Origin of the sequence: Devosia sp. 919, assembly GCF_013185965.1 — a bacterium.
Classification (GTDB): Bacteria; Pseudomonadota; Alphaproteobacteria; order Rhizobiales; family Devosiaceae; genus Devosia.
Window position 1 is genome coordinate 1,069,712 of the sequence record NZ_JABAOL010000001.1, and the last position, 17,008, is coordinate 1,086,719.

14 protein-coding genes and 1 pseudogene are annotated in these 17,008 nt (G+C 62.8%); 8 read left to right on the forward strand and 7 right to left on the reverse strand.

Features of this window, described 5'->3' with window-relative positions; translation table 11 throughout:
* Nucleotides 1-89: 89 nt before the first annotated feature.
* Complete coding sequence (locus tag HRQ64_RS05160) at nt 90-3,680, reverse strand: peptidoglycan-binding protein (protein ID WP_172122464.1); 3,591 nt, start codon at nt 3,678-3,680, stop codon at nt 90-92.
* A gap of 183 nt (nt 3,681-3,863) precedes the next feature.
* On the opposite strand from HRQ64_RS05160, the gene HRQ64_RS05165 reads away from it, so the two are divergent.
* Nucleotides 3,864-4,535, forward strand: coding sequence for a response regulator transcription factor (locus HRQ64_RS05165; RefSeq protein ID WP_127752054.1), 672 nt, complete (start codon nt 3,864-3,866; stop codon nt 4,533-4,535).
* Between the two features lie 7 nt (nt 4,536-4,542).
* Here HRQ64_RS05165 and HRQ64_RS05170 read toward each other — a convergent pair whose 3' ends face one another.
* A complete protein-coding gene (locus tag HRQ64_RS05170) occupies nt 4,543-6,165 on the reverse strand; it encodes a PAS-domain containing protein (RefSeq protein WP_127752055.1) in 1,623 nt (540 codons plus the stop codon).
* 131 nt (nt 6,166-6,296) lie between these two features.
* Between HRQ64_RS05170 and mscL the strand changes: the two genes are divergently transcribed.
* Together mscL and HRQ64_RS05180 are read left to right on the forward strand one after the other, a co-directional pair.
* Nucleotides 6,297-6,740 carry a large conductance mechanosensitive channel protein MscL gene (gene mscL / locus HRQ64_RS05175; protein ID WP_172122465.1) on the forward strand — a complete coding sequence of 148 codons (444 nt, stop codon included), beginning with the start codon at nt 6,297-6,299 and terminating at the stop codon, nt 6,738-6,740.
* 227 nt (nt 6,741-6,967) lie between these two features.
* Complete coding sequence (locus tag HRQ64_RS05180; RefSeq protein WP_172122466.1) at nt 6,968-7,603, forward strand: LuxR C-terminal-related transcriptional regulator; 636 nt, start codon at nt 6,968-6,970, stop codon at nt 7,601-7,603.
* Nucleotides 7,604-7,768: 165 nt separating this feature from the next.
* Here the strand turns inward: HRQ64_RS05180 and HRQ64_RS05185 are convergent, their stop codons facing one another.
* The 3 genes from HRQ64_RS05185 to hemA form a co-directional block, all read right to left on the reverse strand.
* Nucleotides 7,769-8,329: a lipocalin family protein gene (locus HRQ64_RS05185; protein ID WP_172122467.1), complete on the reverse strand. Its 561-nt coding sequence runs from the start codon at nt 8,327-8,329 to the stop codon at nt 7,769-7,771.
* Between the two features lie 161 nt (nt 8,330-8,490).
* Entirely contained in the window at nt 8,491-9,261 is a 771-nt protein-coding gene (locus HRQ64_RS05190) for an NAD(P)-binding domain-containing protein (protein ID WP_349236672.1), read from the reverse strand.
* Nucleotides 9,262-9,377: 116 nt separating this feature from the next.
* Complete coding sequence (gene hemA / locus HRQ64_RS05195; protein ID WP_127752059.1) at nt 9,378-10,658, reverse strand: 5-aminolevulinate synthase; 1,281 nt, start codon at nt 10,656-10,658, stop codon at nt 9,378-9,380.
* Between the two features lie 343 nt (nt 10,659-11,001).
* On the opposite strand from hemA, the gene HRQ64_RS05200 reads away from it, so the two are divergent.
* The 3 genes from HRQ64_RS05200 to HRQ64_RS05210 all read left to right on the forward strand — a co-directional run bounded on the left by HRQ64_RS05200 (nt 11,002) and on the right by HRQ64_RS05210 (nt 13,837).
* Nucleotides 11,002-12,330 (forward strand): hypothetical protein, encoded by a 1,329-nt coding sequence (locus HRQ64_RS05200; protein ID WP_127752060.1) that lies wholly within the window; start codon nt 11,002-11,004, stop codon nt 12,328-12,330.
* On the forward strand, nt 12,323-13,093 hold the full coding sequence (locus HRQ64_RS05205) for an SDR family oxidoreductase (RefSeq protein WP_172122469.1): 771 nt from the start codon (nt 12,323-12,325) through the stop codon (nt 13,091-13,093). Before HRQ64_RS05200 ends, HRQ64_RS05205 begins: the two co-directional genes overlap by 8 nt.
* 78 nt (nt 13,094-13,171) lie before the next feature.
* Entirely contained in the window at nt 13,172-13,837 is a 666-nt protein-coding gene (locus HRQ64_RS05210) for an OmpA family protein (RefSeq protein ID WP_172122470.1), read from the forward strand.
* A gap of 43 nt (nt 13,838-13,880) precedes the next feature.
* Here HRQ64_RS05210 and HRQ64_RS05215 read toward each other — a convergent pair whose 3' ends face one another.
* On the reverse strand, nt 13,881-14,180 hold the full coding sequence (locus HRQ64_RS05215; protein ID WP_127752063.1) for a hypothetical protein: 300 nt from the start codon (nt 14,178-14,180) through the stop codon (nt 13,881-13,883).
* A 147-nt stretch (nt 14,181-14,327) separates the two neighbouring features.
* On the opposite strand from HRQ64_RS05215, the gene HRQ64_RS05220 reads away from it, so the two are divergent.
* Nucleotides 14,328-14,717 carry a PRC-barrel domain-containing protein gene (locus HRQ64_RS05220; protein WP_172122471.1) on the forward strand — a complete coding sequence of 130 codons (390 nt, stop codon included), beginning with the start codon at nt 14,328-14,330 and terminating at the stop codon, nt 14,715-14,717.
* Between the two features lie 120 nt (nt 14,718-14,837).
* On the opposite strand, the pseudogene HRQ64_RS20075 reads toward HRQ64_RS05220, so the two are convergent.
* Nucleotides 14,838-14,945: pseudogene (locus tag HRQ64_RS20075) on the reverse strand (DUF2934 domain-containing protein); the annotation flags it as partial.
* A 312-nt stretch (nt 14,946-15,257) separates the two neighbouring features.
* On the opposite strand from HRQ64_RS20075, the gene HRQ64_RS05230 reads away from it, so the two are divergent.
* The gene (locus tag HRQ64_RS05230) at nt 15,258-16,940 is read left to right on the forward strand and encodes an ABC transporter transmembrane domain-containing protein (protein ID WP_248307220.1); all 1,683 of its coding nucleotides are present in this window, start codon (nt 15,258-15,260) and stop codon (nt 16,938-16,940) included.
* Nucleotides 16,941-17,008: the final 68 nt, after the last annotated feature.

Here is a 17,008-nt window from a genome sequence, read left to right on the forward strand (position 1 = left end):
GGCAGGGTCCCGGCAGTGTTTTGCACCCCCGGAACCCGCAATGCTTGATGGGCTTACGTGCCCATCCCGCTCGTGTCAAACGGCTCGGGTCAGGCCGGCTGGCTACCCAGCACCGCGAGCAGCCGCGGATTGATGGCGCCGCTTTCGCTCATGCCCGTGCCGCGCTCGAAGGCCTTGATGGCTTCGGCTGTCTTGGGGCCGGCCATCCCGTCGGGCGTGCCCACATCAAAGCCGAGTTTCGCCAGCGCCTGCTGCACCTTGGCCACAACATCGGTCTTGGTGATGGTTTCGCCCGCTTCGAAGTTGGCCAGCCAGGTCCCGATCGGAGCATAGTTCGCCGCCAGATCGATGGGCTGGGCCCGCCAAGCCGCAATCTCGTCACCCACGGTCTGGACGGCGTCGGCCGTCAAAGACTTGGCCACGTCATCGCGCGCTTTGGTCGCATCCGCATCGCCACTGCGCGCCGCCAGCGAGAACCACTTGAACGACTGCTCGAGATTCTGCTCGACGCCCAGGCCACGGGCATAAAGCATGCCGAGATTGAACTGGCTGTCGGTCATTCCGAGCATTGCCGCTTTTTCGAACCATTCGGCGGCTAGCTCGAACTGCTGCTCGCCCATTTGCCCGCCAGCATAAAGCGCCGCCAGATTGTGCATGGCCATGCGATTGCCGGCCTCTGCGCCGCGCTGATACCAGAGCTTGGCGACTTCGAGGTCCTTGTCGACGCCGTTGCCGGCCTCATAAAGATTGCCCAGCCGATACTGCGCCGGGCCAAAACCCTGCGCTGCCGAGCGCTCATACCAGATGGCAGCTTCGGCATAGTCCTGGGCAATTGCCTGGCCTTCGGTGTAGATCGCAGCCACTTCGAACTGGGCCTTGGCATCGCCATCGGCAGCCGCCTGGCGCAACTCGATCGGACCGATCGCCTCGGGTGGCAAGCCAAAGCTCTGCACCGGCGCGCTGGTATCGGGAGTGCTTCCCGTCACCAGCCCGGCCGGCTCGCCTGCGGCAGGATCAAGCGGCAGGTAAGCCATGGCTGCCGCAACGGCGTCTTCGGTCAGGGCCTCGGGCAGGGCGGCAGCGTCGCTCGACTTGCTGAAGCTGGTCGTGGCCGCGGGGTTGATGGAGCCCGTGGCGGTGTCGTCGATCATGTCGATCACGCGCGGACCGGTGGAAACGTCGATCCCGTCCTCTGCGGGCGCAGGCTCGCCCGTAGGTGGAACTGCAGGCTCGGCCACGGGCTCTTCCGGAGTGCTTTGCACCATGGCCGCGGCGGCAGGCGGCGCTGCCTCTTCCATGCGCTGCATCACCAGGTTGAGCGCCAGCATCGATACGGCTGCCAGTGTGGCGGCCAGTAGAATGGGGCGGCGATGACGCAGCAGGAAGCTTTGCCGCGCCGGCTCGGCTTCGGAACCGTCCGCATCAAGATCAAGCACGGGCTCTGGTGCGGGATCCGCTGCAAGGCGCGTCTTGCGCTCCTTCTTGGGCTTTTCGCGCTTGATTGGATTTTCGGCTACCGCAACCTCATCGGGTGCAGCTTTGGTGTCGGGCGCAAGTGCTGTCTCATCGGTAGCAGCGGGCCGGACGCGGGCAAGTGCCCGGCCAATCAGCGAGCCGCCAGCAGCAATGCCGGTGGGCTGTTCCACCTTGGCCCGCTGGGCGCGGCGAGCGGCCGCCACAAACGTGCTGGTGCTGCTCTGGCTGGGGGTCGCCTGCACCGACGGGGCTGCCGGTTGGGGCGCCGGGGGCGCTTCAAACGGATCCACCGTGTCGCTGCCAAAGCTTGACTGGGGCCGCGGTGGCGGCTCCACCGTGCTTGGGTCAAAGCTGGGGCGTGCATCAGCCATTGCCGCCGTGGCGCCAGGCTGGGGCGGGCGGCCGACTGGCCGGGTGATCGGTCCGAAATCCTTGAAGCCCGGATCAAGCAGTGGCGCTTCATCGGCGGGATTGGCCGGCATGGAGTCGCCCTTGGATTGGGCAAGTGCGGTCAGCATGGCTTCGAGCCCCGCCATTTCCGCGGCAGCCTTGGTGGGCTTGCTGGCTTCCCGCGCCGGAGTGGCCGTGGCGTCGATCTGGGCGGCTTCCCGCTCCCGCAAGGTGGCTTCAAGCCGCGCCAAGCGTTCGGCCGTGTCCTTGCCGGCGGTGTTGAACAAGGCCGTCATGCGCCCTTCAAGGGCCGAAAGATTCTCCTCGCTCAAGCCTGGGCCGGCTGTGGGAGCAACGCCGGCCACAGCCTGCGAGGTCTTTTCTGCCACCAGATTGGCGAGGGCCTCGATATCGGGTTCGCGTCCTGCCCGCTTGATCAGACCCCCGATACGGTCCTCAATGCTCTTGAGGCTTTCAGGGCCAAACATGGCCACTGGTGCCGGAGCCTTGCGGGTCACCGCATCGCTGGTGCGCTCAGCAACCAGGTTCGCCAGCGCCTCCAGATCGGGCGCATCGGCTTCCTTGGCCGAGTAAAGGCTCGCCAGGCTATTAAGCTGGGCGCCGGTCTCGTCCATGCGCTCCATCAACAGCTTGAGCTGGTTCTCGACCTGCGAATTGTCCGGTACCGGGGCGGGGTTGGCAGCAAGGTCGGTCAGCACTTCGAGCTGGCTCTCGATGCGTGTAAAGCGCGGCTCCATGCCGGCAATCACCGCCTGGCGCAGCGTCGAGATATCATCCTTGAGCCCATCGATATCGTCGTTGCGCGCATCAAACGCCCCAATCCGGGCCGCAAGGGCATCAACCTTGGCGACGAGCTTGCCGGGCTGAGCTTCCCGCTCCTTGATTGCCTTGGTGAAGGCGGCCATTTCGGCGGTCAGCCGTTCAAAGTCGCCCGATCCCAGCGCCACGTTCTTTTCGATCGCGTCGATGCGGTCATAAACATTGCGGACGCTGTTTTCGATCGCGTCCATCGTGGGCGCCAGCGCTTCCACGCCGGCGGGCCGGGGTTGCTGCGCGCGTCGATCCTCGCGCACAATTTCCCGCTCCATCTGCTCGGCCTGCAACTGGGCAAGCTTGCCCACCGTAGCCGACACATCGTCGAGCCTGGTGTTGATGGCGGAAAGATCAACCTGGGGCGCTTCCCCGATCAGGCGCGCCAGGCTCCCGATCTGGGCTTCGAGCCGCTTGACCTGCCCGGTTTCGCCGACGGCGCCAGCCAGCAGTTCCACTACATGGGTGAGTTGTTCGACCTGGCTGGCAACTTCGCGCACATTGCCATGGCCGTCGCGCTGCGCTTTGAGTTCGCCTTCCAGTCGCGCCAGCCGGTTTGATAGACCGCCCACCAGCCCGCTCAGTTCGCGGAATTCAGGCATGTCATTGGCTTGTCGGCGCAGGGCTGCTGCGGGCGCCGACATCTGCCGGCCGCGAATCTCGGCGATAGCCAGCGTCAGCGCATCGGTAGCCTCGGCGGCCTGGTCGTCCTCACGATCGGTGAAGCGATCAACGGCCCGCTTGACGGTCTTGAGCGCCTCGCTGCGGCGGATCGCCGGCTGAGGTACTTCCACTTGGCCACGCAGGCTCCGTACGCGTTCGGCCAATCCGTCGAGGGCGGGATCGGCCTGCTCTGCTTGCACATAGCGGCCTTCCACCTGATCGAGCAGGGCCACCAGTTCTCCGCGCAGCGCCTGCCACTCGCCCGGTTTGGATGGCGATGCTGTCTCGGCCGGTACGGATTTGGAAGAGGCGCGGGCCATTGGTGTCCCCTGATGGGTGTCGGCGGAGCCCTCGCGATGCAACACGAAGGTAGGGACCCTCATTTGCCGAAAACATGGTAAACATCCCGTTAAGCATTGTTGCATTTTGCCGATGCTGGCGAGCTCTGGTGCGGCTAAGTGCCGGTGAGTGCTTGCCGGCAAGCTCCAGGAGGACCACCATTCATGACGCGCCGCCGCATCATCATTGTTGATGACCACCCGCTTTTTCGCGCCGCATTGCGACAGACGCTGTCCGGGGGAGATGCCACGGTCAGCGTCGAGGAAGCGGGTGACCTTGCCAGCCTCAGCGCCGCGCTCGATGCCGATCGGGATTGCGACCTCGTGCTTCTTGACCTCAACATGCCCGGTGTTCGCGGTTTTTCCGGCCTGCTGCTGTTGCGGGCGCAATATCCCGAGATTCCCGTGATGATCATTTCCGCCGTGGAAGACGCGGTGGTCGTGCGCCGCGCCTTTGAGCTGGGGGCCGCGGGCTATCTGCACAAGTCGGTGGGCCCCACGGAAATCCGCCGCGCCATCGAAACCGTCTTGTCGGGCGAAGTGTTCGTGCCGGAAGGGGTAAGCCTTGGAGTGGAGGACGCCAACTCCGCCCTGATGCGGCGCCTCGCGACCCTCACACCCCAGCAGGTGCGCGTGTTGATGATGCTCAGCGACGGGCTGATGAACAAGCAGATCGCCTATGAACTCTCCATTTCCGAAGCCACGGTGAAGGCCCATGTTTCGGCCATCCTGCAAAAGCTGGACGTGGACAGCCGCACCCAGGCGGTGATCGCCGCGTCGCGGATCGAGGACGGCCAGTTCGAAGCCTTGTTCGCCACTGGCGCAGAAAAGGCCTAAGCAGCGCTCAGCCGGTGCGTTTGACGGGCCGGCCGGTCTGGCTGGCGAGTCCCGTGATCGCCGCGCGCAAGGCCGCGGGCTTGACCGGCTTGGTAACGACGGCCACGCCGCGCTCCTCGGCCAGCGTGCGCACTGCCGGGCTCCGGTCGGCAGTTACCAGCGCCGCCGGCAGGTGCCCGCCCAGATTGTGGCGCAGCCACTCGATGGCATCGAGCCCCGAAGTCTGGTCCAGATGGTAATCCATCAGCACCAGGTCGGGATACCACCCTTCCAGCAGCCGCTCCCGGTCGATCTGCTTGAGCGACAAGGCCGAGCGCACATCGCAGCCCCAATGGGTGAGCAGGCCCTCCATCGCCTCAAGGATCGAGCGCTCGTTGTCGACGCATAGCACTTTGAGGTTGAGCACGCCAAAGGCGGGTTCCGCCGGCGCCAGGTCATTGCCCTTGGCCGGCGTCACTGCCCTTGCGGTGGGCAAAAACAGCGAAAAGCGCGAGCCGCGCCCGATCTGGCTATCCAGCTCCAGCGTCAAGCCCATGGCCGCCACCAGCCTCTGCACGATTGATAATCCCAGCCCCAACCCCTGCGCCATGCGCGCGCCGCGTTCCAGCCGCGAGAACTCGGCAAACACCAGCCGGTGCTGATCCCGGGCAAAGCCGATCCCGGTATCCACCACATCGAGCCGCATTCTTTGCCCCCGCCGCCGCAACCCCACCAGCACCTTGCCGCCCGGCGGGGTATATTTGATCGCGTTGGAAACGAGGTTCTGCACAATGCGCCCCACCAGCGTGCGATCCACCAGCACCGCGCTCTTGGTGGGCAGGATACGCAGCGAAATCGAGCGCTCCCGCGCCATCGGCCCGAACTCGACCTCGAGCCGCTTGAGCAGATCATTGCCGTTCACCGGCATGGGCGCTGGCCGCAGCACGCCGCTATCGATCCGTGAAATATCGAGCAGCGCCCCCATGATGTCTTCCACCGCCGTCAGCGATGCCTCGATCGAGTTGGCGAGATCGGCCAGCCCGGTCAGCTTGGCGCGCTCCATCAGCGTGGCGGTATAAAGCCGCGCCGCATTGAGCGGCTGCAACAGATCGTGGCTCGCGGCGGCCAGGAACCGCGTCTTGTCGTGATTGGCCGCATCCGCTTTGGCGCGGGCAATTTCGAGTTCGGCATTGACCCGCGTCAGCGCCGCCGTGCGCTCCTCCACCCGGGCTTCCAGCGACTGGTTCATGCGCTCGAGCGAACCTTCGGTGTCCTCGCGCGCCGTCACATCGGCCACGCTGATCACGAGACCCCCATCGGGCAGGCGGCTCGACTGGAACTCCAGCATCTGCCCGCCGATCCCGGTGCGCTGGCTCACCGTCGTGGGTGCTGCCGTCAATGCATTGATGCGCTCGATGGCGAGGCGCGCGGCGTCCCCCGGCCCGAAATCCCCCCGATCACCCTGCCAGATCGCGAGGTCGAACAATGGCGTGCCCGGTCGCATCAACTCCTCGGGCAGCATCAAAAGCGTGCTGTAGCGCTGGTTGGAAAACACCAGCCGCAACGCATTGTTGAACACCGCAATGCCCTGGGGCACGAAATCCAGCGCCTGTCTGAGGCTCGCTTCAGCGGTGAAAAGGCTCGATTGCATCTGAAAATCCTGGTGACCGGCCGGACTATCGACCTCCGCGGTCTGCCTCGCAAGCTCAACTCTTGGCCCATTGCTTTGCCCGGCTGCTTGGAGGATGAATGATGCGCTCGATCAGCCAAGAGGATACTCAAATGCTCAAGGAATTTCGCGACTTCGCCATGCGGGGTAATATGATCGATCTCGCCGTCGGTGTGATCATCGGCGCCGCTTTCGGGGCTATTGTCTCGTCTATAGTTGACGATATCTTTATGCCGATCATCGGATTGTTGATCGGCGGCATCGATTTCTCCAATTTGTTTATTGTTCTTTCCAATCCCGACGGCGTTCCTGTTCCCTCAATTGAAGCTGCCCGCGCCGCTGGAGTTGCAACCCTCAATATCGGCCTCTTCATCAATGCCGTGGTCAAGTTCCTCATCATCGCTTTCGCGCTGTTTCTCGTGGTCAAGGTGATCAACCGCCTCAAGCGGGAGGAGGCTACCGACCCCGGCCCGGCCGAGCCGACCCGGCAAGAAGTTCTGCTCACCGAAATCCGAGACGAGCTGCGGCAAAGCCCGGTCCAGCCGACGGAAAAATAGGAATAAAAACCATTGACTTGACCTAATCTAGGCCGATATACCTATATTGGCCTAGGTAGTTCCTCCTACGTGTTCCCCTTATCGGACTGCATCTACACTTAGTTCAAATTACCCGGGTGATGACCGAGCAGCATCTTCAGTCAAGGCCAAAGTTCAGGCTAAGATTAAGTCGCCCTCAGGTCGGAGAGCATCGATCGTGCGACGCAGCCTATCAAGGACGAGGCAGGATGAGCGAACACCCTTATTACCATTCCTTTTTGAACCGTGACCGACTGATCCATATTGTTGATGCCGACCCGGCCGTGTGCGAAGCACTAAGCGTGCTGTTCCGGCTGGAAGGTTTTCAAACAACTTTCTCGCTGGACGCCACCCATTTCGCCGCCGCCATGGAGCGTCGGCGTCCTGATGCCGTGGTGCTCAATTTCGAACTCGGCGACCAAAGCGGCCTGGGCCTGCTGCAGCGCATCAAGGCGGCACGCCACAGCACGCCGGTGTTCATGCTCGCCCAAACCTCGCAGGTCGATGCCATTGTCACGGCAATGAAGCTTGGCGCCTCCGATGTGGTCACCAAGCCCATCAACAGCGATTATCTGCTTAGTGCCGTGCGGGCGGCCATGCGCCACGAAGCTCATCTTGGCGGCGGCCAGCAGTCGGGCCGCCCGGTGGAAGTGCGCGGCTTTTCCCAGCTGACGCCGCGCGAGCGCGAAGTGCTGCAGCTGATTTCCAATGGCCGCTCCAACAAGGAAGCCGGCCGCCAGCTCGGAATTTCGCCGCGCACCATCGAAGTGCATCGCGCTCGCGTGATGGAGAAGCTGGGCGCTCGCAACACGGCCGACCTCATGCGCATCGTGCTCACGAGCTAAGCTAGCAATTTTGCTTAAGGCGGCCCTTAAGGCGGAGCGTGACGTCCCGCTCCATGGCCGGGGCGTGGAGCGGACCACAATCCGCCTCGTGGGACATCCTATCCCCCGCCGGGCAATGGTGAGCGAACCCACCACGATGAGGGTTTTTGACGCCCCGGGGCGAACTTATTCGGCTGCGGGATCATAGCTTTGGGGTGGCTGAGCGGTGTCCGAAAGCTGCGCCAGGTCTACGCCGACCTCGCTTAAGGCTGCCTCAGCTTCCTTGCGCTCTTTCGCACTCAATTCGGGCTCGCGCGCCAGGATCCAGCCGGTATTGCCCTCTGGCGAATAAACCGCCGCCCAGGGATATTGCCCGCCGTCTTCCTCGCCAACTGCCGCCACGACATAGTTGACGCCTGGAGCGCCGCTATCTTCGCCAAACTCCACCGAGAACGTGTTGAAGTTGCCATTGACCACTTCAGCCGTACCAACCACGCCCTGCTCATCGCCTGAAGCACGATCCCAGCGGTTGATTACCTCGACGCTGGTTTCATCAAGCAGACTATAGGTGGCCGTCACCCCGCCCTCGCAGTCCTCCTGGTAGGGCGTGGGCGTGCGCGCAATCTCGTACCAAAGGCCGGTATAAGACTGCGGGTTGATTTCCAGCGCTGTTGTGGTGCCAGCTTCCTGGGCCGAGGCAGGAGCCGCTGCGATCAATGCTGCAACAAGGGCGATGGGCAAACGCATCTCGTTCTCCATTTCTGCTGTTGCGGGGTCAACAGCAATGGAGAGCCGGGGTTCCGGTCCTGGCTCATTCGTGAGCCAGGCTGCGGCCCCAGCCTTGTGGGCGCTCCCAATGGCGACGCAGGAGCGCCCGCAACGATGCGGACGCCCTTGGTCGTGAGCCGCTAGGGCGCGTTGGCCAAGCGATTGGCCGCGACGACATCCCCATGGCTCGGGTTTGGGCCTAGCTTGGCAAACTGCTCTGCCAGCCGGTCGCGCTTGGCCGTTGCGGCACCCTTTTTGGCGGCCGCCAATGCGCGGATGGTCTCTTCTGCATTCCAGTCACAGCAATACGCAGGAGTGGACGGCTGCTGCCGCCAGCTATCGTCAAGCGAGCCGGCATCGACCGGATCAAAGCCCACTTCGTTCACAATGGCCATGGCGATGCGCTTTTGAGCATCGTCGTCGCCGGCCACAGCTATCGCGAGCCGATCGGGTGCCCCCGGCGGCCGACCCAAATTTTTCAGGGAATAGGCGAGGATGTTGTTGAACGCCTTGATCACCGGCCGCCCGAGCTGCTGGGCCACCCAAACGCTTTCGGTCATGCCTTGGTCGATCTCGGGAATACGAGGATCGCGCATATCCGGGTAATAATTGCCGGTGTCGATCACCGGCACGGCGGCAGGCACGCTCGCGATCACCTCGGCCAGCTTGGTCACGGCCGGGAAGGGGACCGAGAGGATCACGACATCCGCGTCCGCCACGGCGCCGGCCGCGTCAGTGGGAACTGCGCCAATCTCGTCGGCAAACGATCTTACGGCGTCCGCGCCCTTGGAGTTGGCGACCCGCACCTGATGTCCATTGCTGGCAAGCTTTCGCGCCAGTGTGCTGCCGATATGACCAATGCCGATAATACCGATTTTCATGATGGGTGCTCCAGCTCGAGGCTCCCTCACTTGGGGAGCGCTGCCGGCTGTCACAAGGACCCGCTTGTAGTCGGCTTTAAACAACAATGCCCCGGCGCGATGGCCGGGGCACGTTATCAAAGATTGCCTGGATAGGCCTGAACGCCTTAGCCGCCGCTGGTCGGCAGTGTCAGATTGCCCGAGGTCAGCTTGCTCGCCGTGATGGCGGCATCGGCCGGCTCGCGCGGCAGCTCGAGGCTCGTCCAGACGCTGACCAGCGCATGGCGCAGTGCAAAGATCATCTCGTCGGTATGGAGCGGGGTGGGGGTGATCCGCAGCCGCTCGGTGCCTTTGGGAACGGTAGGGTAGTTGATGGGCTGGATATAGATATTATGTTTGTCGAGCAGCATGTCGCTGGCCGCCTTGCACTGGCGTGCATCGCCCACCATCACCGGCACGATATGGGTTTCGGTTTCCATCACCGGCAGGCCCGCATCGCTGAGCATTGCCTTGAGCAGCCGCGCCTGGCGCTGCTGCATGGCGCGCTCGGTCTGGGATGCCTTGAGGTGCTCGATGGATGCCCGCGCTGCGGCGCAAAGGGCCGGGGGCAGGGCGGTGGTGAAGATGAATTCGGGTGCATAGGAGCGCACCGCATCGATGATCGACTTGTTGGCGGCGATATAGCCGCCCATCACGCCAAAGCCCTTGGCCAGCGTGCCCTCGATGATGTCGATCCGATCCATCAGCCCGTCGCGCTCGGCGATGCCGCCGCCGCGCGCGCCATACATGCCCACGGCATGCACTTCGTCGATATAGGTCAGCGCGCCGAATTCCTCGGCCAGATCGCAGATCGCCTCGATAGGCGCGATGTCGCCATCCATTGAATAAACCGACTCAAAGCAAATGAGCTTGGGGCGCTTGCGGTCGGTCGCCGCCAGCAATTCGCGCAGGTGCGCCACATCATTGTGCCGGAAGATGTGCTTTTGCATCCCCGACTGGCGCACGCCCTGGATCATCGAGGCATGGTTGAGCTGGTCCGAAAAAATCACGCAGTCCGGCAAGAGGCGCGCAATGGTCGAGATCGCTGCTTCGTTGGACACAAAGCCCGAGGTAAAGACCAGCGCGCCTTCCTTGCGGTGCAGGTCGGCGAGCGAACGCTCAAGCTCGACCAGCGGCCGGTTGGTGCCCGAAATATTGCGCGTGCCGCCGGCGCCGACCCCGAGCCGACCCGCAGTTTCCTGCATGGCGCCGATCACGGCCTCATGCTGGCCCATGCCCAGATAGTCATTGGAGCACCAGATGGTGATTTCACGCGCATTGTCGGCTTCATCGCGGAAGATCGCCTTGGGAAAGCGTCCGGCAATCCGCTCCAGATCGGCAAACACTCGGTAGCGCTTTTCCGCTCGCAACGAGTCCACCGCATCTTCGAAGATTCCGCGATAGTCCATCCCACTGTCCTTCTGCATTGATGCCGGCAGGCCGATCCGCTGCTGCCCGATAGATTTAGGAGCACGCCGCGACCATGGGTATGAGCCAATTCGACGCGCACCCGACCGCTAACTCGTTCCAACGCCACGAGTCCGGGTGCCAAGATAAGACCTATTCTAAACTAAGCGCGGTCCATCTGCCAATGCGCCAGCGCACTTTGCTTGACCAAATATGAGCTTGGTCCCCCAATAATCCCGACAACTTATCGGGGGTTAACTGCGCAACAGCAGTGCAGTTGAAGCCTGCCTTGCGAGCGTTTACAACAACAGCAACAGCGCCCGAACGGGTATTGGGGGAACAGGGGTGAGCGACTTTCCAGAAACGAGCGCCGCTGGCAAAGGCCCGGCAATGCTCGATTGGGCAGCGGCAGCGGTGCGCAAGGATCCGCAGGCGCTGTTCACCAATTTCCAGTGGTTCTTATACAACTCCAAGAACACTGTTTATTTCACCGCCTACTCGAAAACGGCCTTCACCAAGGAAAGCCTGGCCAACTTTGTTGCCGAAATGGTGTCTCTGGCACCCCAGCTGACCCATGGCTTCAAGGGTGCCTTGCCCGGACAGCCTTTTCCCCAGCACCTGTTGGACGCCATTACTTCGGTGATCGAGGTCGACAGCTTCGAGGGTTATCCCGATAAATGGCTGGGCAAGGGGCTCGATATTTTCGAGCGGCAGGACCTGCCGCTGTTTCGCGTTTATGCTGCCACGTTGCGCGGGGGCCCTGATGGGCAGGGCCATGCTTCCATGGTCCTGGTGCGATCGAGCCATGCGCTGCTGGAGGGACATGATTCGTCCCTGTTGACGCGTTCCCAATCCATTGCCCGAACCCCCGAAGCGGCCAAGCCCAAGCAGAAGCTGCCCTTCAAGCGCCGGATGGGTCTGGCCGTGGGTTCGGTGATGGGTGCCACGCTGCAGCTTTATTACGCCAACAAGAGCGATGTGCCGGTCAAGAACATCCAGTTCCGCTCGCTGGCTATCACCCGTAGCCGCATCCGCGCCCTTGCCAACCGCATCGGCGTACGCCAGCGCGCGCTGATGTTCGGGCTGATCACCCAGGCCCTCAATGTCGCCGAAAAGGGTCCCGAGGCCAAGGTCATCACCGCCGCCTATACCATGCTGGACAACTCCGAACGCAGCGAGGTCGATGACGACCAGTTCCGCGTCCGCGCCCTCATGGCCGGCTTTGCCGTAAAACCTGATTTCATCGACTATGTCCGTGGGATCGATGCGACCCTGAGTGAAATCGAAGCGCGCGATACAACGACCTACCAATTTATCCTGATGGGCATGTTCGCGTTGCATCGGCGCATTTCTCGCCTGCTGCCCTTTCTTTATGGCGACAAGTTCTTTCGCTTCAGCCGCACCACCGACGTGGTGCTGACCTTGGTGCCGCCGCACCGCATGTATGGCAACATGACTCGTGATCTGGTGGAGCCCGTTTATGTCGGCTCGTTCCACCCGAGCGCCAATCTCTGCACCTTTGTGCCCAATCGCCAATATATCACGCTGAACTTCGCCATGGAGCAGCGCTATATCGACCGGGTTGATGATATCGTGACGCTTCTCGAGACCACCGAGGTCCGCTCAATTCACCCGGCCCCAATTCCTGCAGAAAGCCATACCAGCCTTGACTGAATATAGCCGTTATCCAAGCCTAGACGGCACTCCCGTCGTGATCTCTGGCGGTGCCTCGGGCATCGGCGAATGCCTCGTGCGCAGTTTTGCCGCCCAAGGCGCCAAAGTCGGCTTTGTCGACATTGCACAAACCGCCGGCGACAGCCTTGCTGCCGAACTCGTGGCCGCCGGCCATCAGGTGCGCTTCACCCCTTGCGACGTCACCAATACCGACGCCTACCAGGCCGCGATCGCCGGCTTTGCCGAAGCCCATGGGGATGCCCTGGTGCTGGTCAACAATGCCGCCCATGATCAGCGACACAACTGGAGCGAAGTGACCCCGCAATACTGGGACGATCGCATGGGGGTAAATCTCAAGCACAGCTTCTTTGCCATCCAGGCCGTCGCCCCCGGCATGCAGGCGGCCGGTCGCGGCTCGATCATAAACACCGGCTCGATCAGCTGGATGATCATGTCACCCAGCATCCCTGTTTATGAGACCGCCAAGGCCGCCACCCATGGCCTTACCCGCGCCATGGCGCGCGAACTGGGCAAGTCCGGCATCCGCGTCAATACCGTTGTGCCCGGCTGGGTAATGACCGAGCGCCAGCTCACCCACTGGATCGACCCGGCGGCCGAACAACTGATCGATGCCAGCCAGGCCCTTGCCGGCCGGGTGTATCCCGAAGACATCGCTCGCATGGTTTTGTTTCTCGCCAGCGAGGACAGCGCCATGATCTCGGCGCAACAATTCCTGGTCGATGGCGGCTGGGCCAACACCTGACAGCTTTCGTTCATTACCCGTTCACCATGATGACATAATCAGGGCGCACCGACGGCCAAATCCATCAGGGGTGACTCGATGAAGTCCAAGCTACTCGTTGCCGGCCTTGCCGCCCTGGCGCTCAGCGCCTGCTCCAGCATCAATCCATATACTGGCGAATCCCAGCTCTCCAACACCGCCGGCGGCGCCCTTCTCGGCACGGGCGGTGGCGCCATCACCGGCGCCCTTGTCGGCGCTGCCGTGGGCGGCGACCCGCGCGTGGGCGCCCTGATCGGCGCCGGCGTGGGCGGTCTCGCCGGCGCTGCCATTGGCGATTACATGGACGACCAGGAAGCCGAACTGCGCGCTCAGCTGCAGGGCACCGGGGTTTCCGTGACCCGCGTTGGCCAGCAGATCATCCTCAACATGCCTTCCAACATCACCTTCGCCACCGACCAGGCGAGCGTGCAGCCCCAGTTCAACCAGACCCTGGTTTCTGTCGCGCTGGTGCTCAAGAAGTTCGACCAGACCATCGTCGACGTCTATGGCCACACGGACTCGCAGGGTGACGACAACTACAATCTAAGCCTGTCGCAGCGCCGTGCCGTAGCGGTTGCCACCATCCTGGCCAATCAGGGCATCGACCAGCGGCGCTTCTTCATTGAAGGCAAGGGAGAAACCAGCCCGATCGCCTCCAACGCCACCGAATCCGGCCGCGCCCAGAACCGTCGCGTAGAGATCCAGATTTCCCCGATCAACCGCTGATCTGATAGGGCGGCGAGCGCGGCCAGCCGCGCTTGCCCCCATTCTATGGCGTTGGCGCCACGGGTTCCACCACCGGCTCGGACACTGGCGAGCCCGGCTGCACGTCGGTTCCAGGCGCCCCATTGAACAACTGCATCAGCAGCAGCATCGCAATCACCACGGCAAGCCCGATCAGCCCATAAAGCCACCAATTAGTGGGCCCAGTAGCGCCGACGCTCGCTTCGTCCCCCGCCGCGACTTTCAGCGCCGAGTCCTCCGGCACCACGATGGGCGAGCCATTCTCATCAATTAGCGTGTCCACTTCTGCCACGGTGCGCGTCGGCTTGTTGGGAACAGTCGCCATAGCTTTTCTCCCTTGATCCCGGGCGAGTTCGCCCTTGTCTGCAAGAAGCAATGCGGGGAAGCGGCGGCGGTTCCTCCATCCTTGCCCCTCGGAACGGGGCGATGCAGGAGACGTTGTACCTGCCAGCGGCAACAAGGGAGCAGGGTAATGGCTTATGAACAAGCTTCCGGGCAGGACGTCTATGTCAAGGAAACGCACGACCTGATCGGTTCAGACAAGGTCGAGGGCACCAAGGTGTTCGACCGATCCGGCGAGCATATTGGCTCGATCGAGCGGCTCATGCTTGAAAAGCGCAGCGGCAAGGTCAGCTATGCCGTGCTCAAATTCGGCGGCTTCCTCGGGATCGGCGACGAGCACTACCCACTGCCCTGGTCCAAGCTTGACTATGATGAAGCGCTGGGTGGCTATCGCGTGGATATCACGCGCGAGCAGCTCGAAGGGGCGCCCCGCTACGACCGCGACGATGACGCTTATTGGAGCGCCGACAACGGCTTGCGGCTTTACGAATATTACGCGGTGCCGCCCTACTGGATCTAAAAACGGCGGCCGGCATTCAATCGCCGGCGTCAAGCCTCAAGCCGCCTTTTTTGCCCGCGGCTTGGCCGTGCCCGTCTTTTTTACCGCTGGTGACTTGGATTTCGGTGCGGACATGGCTGCTCCCGCCAATTCCTCGGCTGCGGCAAACCAGAACCGCTGGTCCTGACCCTCTGGGCGGCCAGCCGCTTCCCAAAGTGCGTAAGCGCGGTCCTTGATCTGAGTGTGCATAGTTTGCTCCTTGCAAGATGCTGTCCGGGCAGACTGGCTAAGCAGGGTTAAAGCAAGGTGAACGCCACGCTCGTGCTCGAGGCGCGCTCCGTCTCCAGCAGGCAGTAGTTGCCCCGGCTTGACCCTCTCCCACGCCGCGCATCTCAATGTGCCGGGCCGTCCCGTGGCTCAGCAAGAGGTCGGCTCGGATCCATGTTCAAAAGCTGGTGGGTGCAAGGTGCAAGGGGAGGGGGCGGCAAAGCGGCCGTGGCCCGGCTACAGCCACTCCGTCACCTTTTGCCTTATCTCCTGCGCTACCGGGTTCGGCTTTGCTTGACGCTCACGTTCTTGGTGTTATCGACGTCGGCGTCCTTGTTCATCCCCCTGTTTTTCGGGCGTATGATCGACACCGGCTTTGTGGCAAGGGACCTAGGTACGGTGGGCCACCATGCCTGGATCATCGGACTATTCGGGGCTGCCGCCGCCCTTGCCAATGGCATTCGCTTTTATCACATAGCCTATATCGGCGAGCGCATCGTCGCCGATATCCGTTTGTCCGTGTTCGCCCACCTCCTGAGCCTCGATCCCGCCTTCTTCGATCGCCACCGCGTGGGTGATCTCGCATCTCGCCTTAATGGCGATGTGTCGACCATCAAGGCCGCAATCACCGCCACAGCGTCAACCGCGCTGCGGGCTCTGGTCACCATGGCCGGGGCGTTCCTGTTCATGCTGACAACCAATGTGTTCCTCACAGTCGCAGTGGTCCTGGCGGCGCCGTTAATCATGCTGCCGCTGCTGCTCATGGCGCGCCGCTTGCGCAGCATGTCTCGGCGCAGCCAGGACGCGCTAGCTGATCTTGCGGCCCGCTCCACCGAAGTGCTGAGTGCCACGCGCACGGTGAAATCCTTTACCCGCGAGCGTCAGGAGGTTGGCCGTTATCAGGCAATCGGGGAGGGCAGTTTTCGCTCCGAAATCGGACGGCTCAAGTCGCGCGCGCTGATGATGTCGCTGCTGATGCTGCTGTCGAGTACCGCGATGATCTTCGTGATCTGGTGGGGCGCCCAGGCGGTCTTCCATGGGCTGGCCAGCACAGGAGAACTGACTCAATTCCTGCTTTATGCCTGGATGGGGGCAGGGGCGCTCGCCACCCTATCGGAGGTGGCCGGGTCGCTCCATGTGGTCGCCGGTTCAACCGAGCGCGTTGTGGAAATCCTGAGCACCCCCGCAACAATCGCCACCCCCGCAGCGCCCGAGGCCTTGCCCGCAGAAGGCACGGGGGTCATCGCGTTCCGCAACGTCACTTTTCGCTTCCAGCGAGACGATCCGGAACCTGTGCTTGACCGCCTGAGCTTTGAGGCCAAGAGCGGCCAAACCATCGCCCTGGTGGGATCCTCCGGGGCGGGCAAGTCCACCATCTTTTCGCTCCTGCAGCGATTTTATGACGTCGAGATCGGCGCGATCCTCGTCGACGGCGTGGATGTGCGGCATGCGGACCTGCATCAACTGCGCCGCCGCATCGCGGTGGTGGAGCAAGAGCCCACGATCTTCTCCGGCACCGTCGAGGACAACATCCGCTTCGGCGACACGCAAGCCAGCCGGGATGCGGTGGTTGCTGCTTGCGAGATGGCGCTGGCGCACGAATTCATCGCCGCGATGCCGCTGGGCTATGACACCCCAGTTGGCGAGCGGGGCGTGACCTTATCAGGCGGGCAGCGCCAGCGCCTGGCCATCGCCCGCGCCGTGCTGAAAAACGCGCCGATCCTGCTGCTCGACGAAGCCACCAGCGCCCTCGACTCCAACAGTGAGCGGCTGGTGCAGACGGCCATTTCCCGGCTGCGCAGTGGGCGCACCACCCTGGTGATTGCTCACCGCCTCGCCACTATCCGCACAGCCGATACCATCCTGGTGATCAGCCGGGGCCGGATCGTCGACCAGGGCTCGCATGACGAACTGATGGGCCGCGATGGGCCATATGCCGACCTCGCCCGCCTGCAGTTCAGTTTGGCAGTTGCCTGAACCGCAGCCCTTCGGCGTGAGCCTCGCCTAAGTAGTCTTCACAATTCTGCCGTCAAAGACCGCGTTCA

Excerpts from the sequence above, each read along its gene's own strand:
- mscL (WP_172122465.1), top strand. The coding sequence starts at position 6,297 with ATGCTCAAGGAATTTCGCGACTTCGCCATGCGGGGTAATATGATCGAT.
- HRQ64_RS05185 (WP_172122467.1), bottom strand. The coding sequence starts at position 8,329 with ATGCGTTTGCCCATCGCCCTTGTTGCAGCATTGATCGCAGCGGCTCCT.
- HRQ64_RS05165 (WP_127752054.1), top strand. The coding sequence starts at position 3,864 with ATGACGCGCCGCCGCATCATCATTGTTGATGACCACCCGCTTTTTCGC.
- HRQ64_RS05215 (WP_127752063.1), bottom strand. The coding sequence starts at position 14,180 with ATGGCGACTGTTCCCAACAAGCCGACGCGCACCGTGGCAGAAGTGGAC.
- HRQ64_RS05210 (WP_172122470.1), top strand. The coding sequence starts at position 13,172 with ATGAAGTCCAAGCTACTCGTTGCCGGCCTTGCCGCCCTGGCGCTCAGC.
- HRQ64_RS05220 (WP_172122471.1), top strand. The coding sequence starts at position 14,328 with ATGGCTTATGAACAAGCTTCCGGGCAGGACGTCTATGTCAAGGAAACG.
- hemA (WP_127752059.1), bottom strand. The coding sequence starts at position 10,658 with ATGGACTATCGCGGAATCTTCGAAGATGCGGTGGACTCGTTGCGAGCG.
- HRQ64_RS05180 (WP_172122466.1), top strand. The coding sequence starts at position 6,968 with ATGAGCGAACACCCTTATTACCATTCCTTTTTGAACCGTGACCGACTG.
- HRQ64_RS05160 (WP_172122464.1), bottom strand. The coding sequence starts at position 3,680 with ATGGCCCGCGCCTCTTCCAAATCCGTACCGGCCGAGACAGCATCGCCA.
- HRQ64_RS05170 (WP_127752055.1), bottom strand. The coding sequence starts at position 6,165 with ATGCAATCGAGCCTTTTCACCGCTGAAGCGAGCCTCAGACAGGCGCTG.